This window comes from Pedobacter sp. 05L430, from assembly GCF_056397585.1.
Genome location: NZ_JBFTNT010000443.1, coordinates 1 through 2,300, shown reverse-complemented (window position 1 = coordinate 2,300; position 2,300 = coordinate 1). Strand labels below are relative to the sequence as shown.

Sequence of the window (2,300 nt, the reverse complement as noted above, 5' to 3'; positions counted from 1 at the left end):
TTATTATACGTAGTGGTAAACTTAACCTCCATACTTTATTTAGGAGCTCTGGCAATCCACAGCATATCAGGAATTAACCTTACTGCGTGTATGTACCTGCTGGCTATTTTCTCCATCATCATTACACTCGGTGGAATGAAGGTAATTGGATATACCGATGTAATTCAGGTGTTTTTCCTTATCCTGGGTGGTTTGGCAACTACATATCTTGCATTAGAGCTGGTAGCCACGCATTTCGGTTCAAGTGGAGTAATGAAGGGTTTTAGTCTGTTAAAAGTCCACGCAGAAGAGCATTTTCATATGATCTTTAAGAAAGATAATGAGAATTATCTCGATCTGCCTGGCTTAACTGTACTAATTGGTGGTATGTGGATTGTAAACCTTAATTATTGGGGTTGCAATCAGTACATCACTCAGAGAGCGCTTGGAGCCGATCTTAAAACAGCAAGAAATGGACTTCTTTTTGCATCTTTCTTAAAATTATTGATGCCTGTTATCGTGGTACTTCCTGGAATAGCTGCGTTTGTTCTTTACAAAGAAGGGTATGGTGACTTTAAAACAGATATGTTGCAAGGCGGAGAGGTATCTCCAGACAGTGCTTATCCTGTGCTTTTAAATCTTCTTCCTGCCGGGTTAAAGGGATTGTCGTTTGCCGCATTAACCGCTGCGGTAGTTGCTTCCCTTGCTGGTAAAGCAAATAGTATTGCAACCATTTTTACACTTGATATTTACAAGAAAGTAATCAATAAAACAGCGAATGAAGACAAGCAGGTCGTAATTGGACGGATTACTGTTATCCTTGCAATGCTAGTAGCCATCATCATTTCTCCTTTACTTGGTATCGATAAAAAAGGTGGCTTTCAGTTTATTCAGGAATATACCGGCTTTTTCTCGCCAGGTATATTTGCCATGTTTATCTTAGGTTTCTTCTGGAAAAAGACAACCTCAAATGCAGCGTTATTTGCAACAGTTGGCGGTTTTGCGCTTTCGGTGATATTCAAATTCCTTCCAAATGTGATGAACCTGGAATTCCTTAGTTCAACAGGCTTTTCAAAGCTGGTGCAACAGAGAGATGGAAGTATGCTTTATGAAATACCATTTCTAGACCGGATGGGTTTTGTATTTATCATTTGTCTTGTGGTGATGTATGCAATTAGCATCATAGAAACCAGAAGAGGGGTACTAACAAACGGACTTGAAATAGAAAAAGAAATGTTTAGAACTAATAGGGCTTTCACAGTTGGTGCAATCATTGTTTGCGGGCTAATTGTGGCACTATATACAATTTACTGGTAGTTAGGTTTTATCCAGTTTAGGTTAGGACGGTGGGCTGGTTACCTATCGTCCTCTTTCTTTATAGTACCTTATAGTACCTTCAATACACTGGATTTCTTTTATTTTATGTTGCTCAAGAGCAGGTTGGATAAAAAACTTAAAGTCCTTACTTGCCGGATTTACTAATGTGGAGCATATTCCGGTTGTGGTTGACATAAATTTGCCTAACCACGTTAATTATTTTCGAAATAAAAAATAATTAACCGGAGAAATGAAAATAATTAAATCTGGTCGTTCAATTTCAGTAAGAAATCTTTTAATTTCTCAAGCGAGTCAATGATCTTTTGATTTTCTTTAACCTCAGATGTATTGTTTTTCAGATGATCTTTTGCTCCCTTTAAAGTGAAACCTTTATCTTCTACCAGATGAAAAATGATCTTTAAATTTTCAATATCTTCTGGGGTAAAAAGGCGGTTTCCTTTTTTATTTTTTTTAGGTTGCAATACGTCAAATTCCTTTTCGTAAAATCGGATTTGGGATGCGTTTACACCAAACATTTCGGTTACCTCACCCATCGTATAGTACATTTTATTGATTTCCCGTTCTTTGTAAGGCATACTTTAGTGTTGATTATTAGTGTTTTACAGCTTTTATTTAAAGTATTCAAATGTAGGGGGATTTTAGTAGAATCCAACAATAAAATTTCAATTTTCCTCGATAGAGGTTTTTTTTTTATCTAAGTTTGTTCCACTAATCAAGAGAAGGATGACAGCTAAGGAAATCAGACAGGCATACTTAAAATTTTTCGAATCAAAACAACATCATATTGTTTCATCGGCACCTATTGTAGTTAAAAACGACCCCACATTAATGTTTACTAATGCGGGAATGAATCAGTTTAAAGATTTGTTTTTAGGAGAAGCCCCAATAAAATATCCAAGAGTAACTGATACCCAACGTTGTTTGCGCGTATCAGGAAAACATAATGATTTGGAGGAAGTAGGGATAGATACCTACCACCATAC

Annotated in this window: 3 protein-coding genes; 2 read left to right on the top strand and 1 reads right to left on the bottom strand. The window is 36.6% G+C overall.

Annotated features, from left to right (window positions below; genetic code table 11):
* Window positions 1-1,296: sodium:solute symporter family transporter (locus tag AC1DG9_RS26175; RefSeq protein ID WP_477635582.1), on the top strand; the 1,296-nt coding region annotated here is incomplete at its 5' end.
* A gap of 260 nt (window positions 1,297-1,556) precedes the next feature.
* On the opposite strand, the gene AC1DG9_RS26170 is transcribed toward AC1DG9_RS26175, so the two are convergent.
* Entirely contained in the window at window positions 1,557-1,892 is a 336-nt protein-coding gene (locus AC1DG9_RS26170) for a MerR family transcriptional regulator (RefSeq protein ID WP_048906117.1), read from the bottom strand.
* A gap of 148 nt (window positions 1,893-2,040) precedes the next feature.
* On the opposite strand from AC1DG9_RS26170, the gene AC1DG9_RS26165 reads away from it, so the two are divergent.
* On the top strand, window positions 2,041-2,300 hold a 260-nt coding region (locus AC1DG9_RS26165), incomplete at its 3' end, for an alanine--tRNA ligase-related protein (protein ID WP_477635581.1).